Origin of the sequence: Bacillus cereus group sp. BfR-BA-01355, from assembly GCF_022663675.1 — a bacterium.
GTDB lineage: Bacteria > Bacillota > Bacilli > Bacillales > Bacillaceae_G > Bacillus_A > Bacillus_A thuringiensis_S.
In genome coordinates this window covers 1-5,898 of record NZ_JAKUFY010000183.1, presented here as the reverse complement: position 1 = coordinate 5,898, position 5,898 = coordinate 1, and the positions used below count along the sequence as shown (strand labels likewise).

Here is a 5,898-nt window from a genome sequence, read left to right as displayed (position 1 = left end):
AGGCTGCTGCTGTTGTTGATTCATGTATGGTTGCTGAGCTTGTGATTGTTGAGCTTGATTCACATAAGGTTGCTGCTGTTGTGATTGTTGAGCCTGATTCACATGAGGTTGCTGTTGTTGTGGTTGTTGAGCCTGATTCACATAAGGTTGTTGCTGCTGTTGTGGTTGTTGAGCTTGATTCATAAACGACACTTCAAACGGTTGATAATAATTTTGATTTCCATAATAAGGATCGAAAGGATACATATTATACCGTAAATATGTATCCGTATTATATTGGTACATATTTTGCTGTGCATATGGATTTGTTTGCTGATATACGTTAGATTGTTGAAACATGCATTCTCTCCTCCTTCACATAAGTTTCTACATATATAATATGTACCTATAAAATAATATGTGTGATGGAGTATCTGTCTATTTTTGTCGGAAGTTTAAATTTTTAAAAAATTAAAAAAGAAAACCCTTCCATGCTATGATAATTAAGAAGAAGATTCTCATGGGGGAGGAATCAACATGGTATTAGGGGATTTAAAACAAGCGTTTTCTCAAAAAAAGGGGTATTGCACAGAGAATGCAAATGAATTATTAGACTTTGCGAGACATTGGTATCTCGAAGGAAAAATATGCATTTCAGATTATCGAACATTAATAAAAGAATTAGAAATAAACGGCGCAACAAAACCTACAACAATGACAGAAGCATAAAAATAACAAGAGGGTTCTCCCTCTTGTTATTTACATTGCTCAACTATATTTTGCAAAGTATACGAAATGGCTTGGTGTGTTTCAAAGAATCGTTTACCTTTACCTTTATTTACAAAGCATTGTAACACATTCGTTTGTAAATTATCGTATACTTGATCAATTTGCTGTACATGTATATACTTTGGCTTTTCTTCTTTAATCCACGTATAAGCTAATTCTTTCCACTTCTTTAATTCCTCATCTACCATGTCTACAAATGGTTTCATATCCTTATAAAAGTCGTATTCGATTAGTTCTCTTTTTTTTATATTCGCTTCATTATTATACTGCATGAGTTTTTCTGAAGACTGTATTAATGCTTCATTCTTCATCTCTTTCCCACCTTATTATGCACTCACTACGACGTTTTGAAATGTCTTTACCCAATTCCCTTTTTCTTCGTGATGCACTAATTTATTTTCCATATGTTCAATATGCATTTCTGTTATTTCTATCTTATTACATATTTTTTCACTCGCATCCTTTAATGCATGATTCATTCTAATCCCTATATTCATTTCCAGCAAATCGAGAGAACTTAACATTTGATCCATTTTTTTCATTACATCTTCCTTCTGAACCATCGCCATATACAAAACGCCTCCTTCTTTGCTTTTCCTTTGTCATGTAATTTCGCCGAACGATTCACCACTCCTGCCCACATGACAAAACTAGTTGTTATTCGTCAAAGAAATCATTTCGTATGTCATTTATAGAAATGGTAACAATACAAAAAGGAGGTGTAGTACAATGGCAAAGAACAAAAATGAAAAAAAGAAAAACCAAAACAAACAACAAAATAAACCCGAGACTGGCAATCCAAAGCTAGATGGTCCAAACTTCCCTGCTACATAAAGCGAGACTTTATTACGTACGGTTAAATTTCAAGTCACCCTTAATCTCCTACTAGCATTACGTTTTGTGATTAAAGTCGTAGCAAGCATAGCAGGATTATTTCAAATTAAGAAGTCCCGTCTTCAAAATGGAAGACGGGACTTCTTTTTCATTATATCATGAACTCATCCATCCTTTTAACGAAACGATTTACGATAGATATCCTATAGATTTGTTCCCTCTTTCTCCTATACCATTCTGTTATATTAACTTCCTCTTTAGGTTCTTCAAGTACAAATAGCACATTCATTTTCATATTTGCACAAAACCAATCTCTCATTTCTATTTCTTCATGTAAAACAACAGGATAACTATCTCTAAGTGCTGGCGTACACGATTTTCTAGTTTCCTTTGAGTAAAATTCATAATCTTCTCTAGACCCAGTATGTGTAGTTTGCACTGCAAACTTATAAAACGAACCATTATAAATTGGATGAAACAATAACCATGCTAATTTTTTTCCCAGTTCTATACGCTGTTGTAACGTTTCAAATTGATAAACCGAAAATCCATACATCCTCCCTTCAATTGTTGGGAAGATAACTGCACTAATATGAAATCTTTCTTGTACTTTAAAAAGTGCAGTATGGAATACATGTTTTTTAAAATATGTGCTCTCAATGACTGGTTTTTGAATTTTATTTTGTTCATTTATAATAAGGGCTGTTATAAGCCTATTCATATCTCTTTTCTCCCAGAAAAGTAACCATTCTTTTTCCATAAAAATTGATACGCTGAAATATTGCAACAAATGAAAGAGAGGTGTACGTCTCTTCTTACTTTCCTCATACAATAATAGCTGAGGAAAGGCATCTAAGAAAATAATCCAATTAGCTTGTTCGTACAGAAGAAATAAATGTTTTTTTACCGTTTTAGGTAAAACAGTAGCATAATATCTCCCTTCTAAATCGGTCATATTCCATCCCGCATTTCTCGAAACCATACTCGCTAAAAAGGCCCACCTGATTTCACTATTTCTTAAATAATATTCTTGATAAGATTGTGTCCGAGAAATATTGTCCACATTAGCTATTTCTGTTTTCTTTGTAATATTGCGAATGATTGCTTTTTCTTCCTCTGTACAAAACTTTTTTTCTCGATTTTGTTTAATTTTCATATAATCATTCCATGTCAACATAAATAAGTCATCATACCTTTCATCAAAAAGGTCACATCTTTTTTCATTTTTTGATATAATCACCTTTGTAAGTAATTCTTAGTAAGTTGGGAGTGGACACACTATGACCATTCGTTACCCAAATGGAAAAAGGTATAATCAAGCTTCACAACCTCAAAAAACACCTATAAAAACACATACTTATAGCAACAGAGGTATGTCCCTTGAAGAGGAATTGAATGAAACAAATCAATATTACTTAACCCATAATATTGCATGTGTACATAAAAAACCTACACCTCTTCAAATTGTAAAAGTAGATTACCCCGCTCGAAGTGCTGCAGTGGTAAAAGAAGCGTATTTTAAACAACCTTCTACAACAGATTACAACGGTGTATACAAAGGGAAATACATCGATTTTGAAGCAAAGGAAACAAAAAATAAAACTAGTTTCCCACTTCAAAACTTCCACCTTCATCAAATAGAACATATGAAGCAAGTGGTTGCTCATAATGGAATTGCATTTGTCATTATTAAATTTACACTTTTTGATGAATTTTATTTATTAGATGCAAAACATATTATTGCATTTTGGAATCGTCAAAATACTGGTGGACGCAAGTCGATTACGAAAGAAGAAATAGAAGAGCATGGATCCTTATTATCATGCGGTTATCACCCTCGGATTGACTATATCCGTGTACTAGACACGGTTTATTTTTCGTGATAGAGTCATCACTAAGGCTCTTTTTTCGACTTTTGGGGAGAGAATGAAAGGTAGGAGAAAGTATAATGTCAGATAATTATCGTTCTCGTACAGAACGAAATCATGTGAAAAATCAAGAGAAAAAAACACATAAAGAAGAAAAACCAAAGAAAAAAGGCTCCTTTTTCAAGAAATTCCTTATAGGTTGTCTACTTCTTGGTATCGTTGGTCTCGTAGCCGGCGTTTCCGCTTTCTTTGTTATGGTAAAGGACGCTCCAAAATTAGACAAATCCAAACTTGTTAATCCTTTATCAACAAAGTTTCTTGATAAAAACGGGAATTTCTTCTATGAATACGGTGCTGAAAAACGAACGCATGTTACTTATGATCAAATTCCAAAAGTAGTTGAAAATGCGTTCCTTGCAACTGAGGATTCGCGTTTCTATGATCATAATGGAATTGATTTTAAACGAACTACAAAAGCAGTTATGGAAAATGTCACTGGTGGTTTCGGTTCCCAAGGTGGTAGTACGATTACACAGCAAGTCGTTAAAAACTATTTTCTAACGATGGATAAAACTGCTAAGAGAAAAGTACAAGAATGGTACTTATCTTATAAATTAGAGCAACAATACTCTAAACATGAGATTTTAGAAATGTACTTAAATAAGATTAATTTAGGTAACCGTTCATATGGTATTGCGACAGCAGCGCAAAAATATTATGGTAAAGATTTAAAAGACTTGCAATTACATGAAGCTGCTATGCTCGCTGGTTTACCCCAAGGTCCAAACATTTATGATCCAACAAAAAAGGAAAATGTTGAACGAGCAACAAATCGTCGTAATGTTGTATTATCATTAATGAATCGACATGGTTATATAACAAAAGAAGAAATGAATAACGCCGTTAAGATCCCAGTAACAGAGGGCCTTCAACCGTCTTCAGAAGTAACTGAGATGAAGTATCAAGCATTTTTAGATGCGGTTGTAAAAGAAGTTGAAAAAGAATATCCTGATGTAAATATCGGTTCAGATGGTTTAACGATTCATACAACACTTGATCAAGATGCTCAAGATTACGCTGACAAAATTATGGATGGCAATCTTATTAAGTATCCGGACGATCAATTCCAAGGGTCATTCGTATTTATGGATACACAGTCTGGAGAAGTTCGAGCAATTGGTGCTGGACGTAAAGAAAGTAAGTCTACTTTCAAAGGTCATAATATGGCAACTGATTTAAAACGCCAAGTTGGTTCAACAATGAAACCAATTTTCGACTACGGTCCGGCAATTGAAAATTTACAATGGTCTACATACCATCAATTAAACGACTCAGAGTATACGTATTCCAATGGTAAAAAAATACAAAATGCAACAAAGAGCTACAAAGGTGACGTTTCACTACGTGAAGCTTTGAAAAAGTCATTAAACATTCCAGCTTTAAAGACAGCACAAACAGTTGGTCTTAATAAGTCAAAAGACTTCGCTGAAGGTTTAGGCATGACCTTTAAAGAAGGAAAAGTCTACGAATCAACAGCAATCGGTAGTAACGATAGTTCTCCATTAGAAGTAGCAGGTGCATATGCAACCTTCGGTAATAGTGGTAACTATAATAAACCACACTTCGTAAAAGAAGTAACCTTCCCGGACGGGAAAAAGAAAAGCTTTAAACCTAAGGAACAACGCGCAATGCAAGACTATACAGCTTACATGGTTACTGACGTTCTTCGTGACGTAGTAAAACCTGGTTCTGGTGGTACAGGTCCAACAGCATACGTTTCAGGTGTTGACGTAGCAGGTAAAACAGGAACACAAAACTTTGATGCATCAGTTCTTCAAAAATATGACATTCCAGCTGATGCAAACAGAGATAGCTGGTTTGCTGGATATACACCACAATACACAATGGCTATTTGGACTGGTTACGAAAAAGATGGTCCAAAAAATTATGTTAGTGATCGCTCCACTAGAATTGCACAGCAAATGTTCCAAATAATGATGAGCAAATTCGCTACAGATAAATCACGCTTTGAACGTCCTTCTTCTGTACAAGAAATAAACGGAGAGTTATACGTTAAAGGTGCGAAAAAAGATGCAATTAAACAAATTAAAGTAGATGCCCCTAGTGGTCTGAATGTCACTTTTGATGGCTCTAGCACAGTTACACTAAACTGGTCTGGACCAGCAGAAGTTGACGCATATGCAGCCAGCTATAAAGCAACTGACGGTTCAAGTGGTAGCCTATCAATAAGTGGTACGACAGCTACTCTTGGTGGTATTAAACCAGGTGTTACTTACAGCTTCTCTGTAGTAGCGAAAAAAGGTACTGGAACAAGCCCAGCAATTGGTGCATCCTTCACTGCGCCTGGCGGAACTCCAGATGCGAAAAAAGCTGATGAAGAGGCTAAGAAAAAGGCCGATGAAGAAGC

General features: G+C 35.0%; 7 protein-coding genes and 1 pseudogene. 4 read left to right on the top strand and 4 right to left on the bottom strand.

What is annotated here, in order from left to right; genetic code table 11:
• Positions 1-339 (bottom strand): annotated as a pseudogene (locus MR167_RS29950) (YppG family protein); the annotation flags it as partial.
• Between the two features lie 177 nt (positions 340-516).
• Between MR167_RS29950 and MR167_RS29945 the strand changes: the two are divergent.
• Positions 517-708 carry a YppF family protein gene (locus tag MR167_RS29945; RefSeq protein ID WP_000242652.1) on the top strand — a complete coding sequence of 64 codons (192 nt, stop codon included), beginning with the start codon at positions 517-519 and terminating at the stop codon, positions 706-708.
• 26 nt (positions 709-734) lie between these two features.
• Here the strand turns inward: MR167_RS29945 and MR167_RS29940 are convergent, their stop codons facing one another.
• Both MR167_RS29940 and MR167_RS29935 read right to left on the bottom strand, forming a co-directional pair.
• A complete protein-coding gene (locus MR167_RS29940; RefSeq protein WP_000786936.1) occupies positions 735-1,079 on the bottom strand; it encodes a YppE family protein in 345 nt (114 codons plus the stop codon).
• A 15-nt stretch (positions 1,080-1,094) separates the two neighbouring features.
• Positions 1,095-1,337: a hypothetical protein gene (locus MR167_RS29935; protein WP_001252036.1), complete on the bottom strand. Its 243-nt coding sequence runs from the start codon at positions 1,335-1,337 to the stop codon at positions 1,095-1,097.
• 85 nt (positions 1,338-1,422) lie between these two features.
• Between MR167_RS29935 and MR167_RS33455 the strand changes: the two genes are divergently transcribed.
• Positions 1,423-1,602, top strand: a complete 180-nt coding sequence (locus MR167_RS33455; protein ID WP_003277508.1) for a hypothetical protein — start codon at positions 1,423-1,425, stop codon at positions 1,600-1,602.
• Positions 1,603-1,753: 151 nt separating this feature from the next.
• Here the strand turns inward: MR167_RS33455 and MR167_RS29930 are convergent, their stop codons facing one another.
• Positions 1,754-2,779, bottom strand: a complete 1,026-nt coding sequence (locus tag MR167_RS29930) for a DUF2515 domain-containing protein (RefSeq protein ID WP_003277507.1) — start codon at positions 2,777-2,779, stop codon at positions 1,754-1,756.
• 103 nt (positions 2,780-2,882) lie between these two features.
• On the opposite strand from MR167_RS29930, the gene recU reads away from it, so the two are divergent.
• Together recU and MR167_RS29920 are read left to right on the top strand one after the other, a co-directional pair.
• Positions 2,883-3,485, top strand: coding sequence for a Holliday junction resolvase RecU (gene recU, locus MR167_RS29925; protein ID WP_000155599.1), 603 nt, complete (start codon positions 2,883-2,885; stop codon positions 3,483-3,485).
• 65 nt (positions 3,486-3,550) lie between these two features.
• On the top strand, positions 3,551-5,898 hold a 2,348-nt coding region (locus MR167_RS29920), incomplete at its 3' end, for a PBP1A family penicillin-binding protein (RefSeq protein ID WP_242316123.1).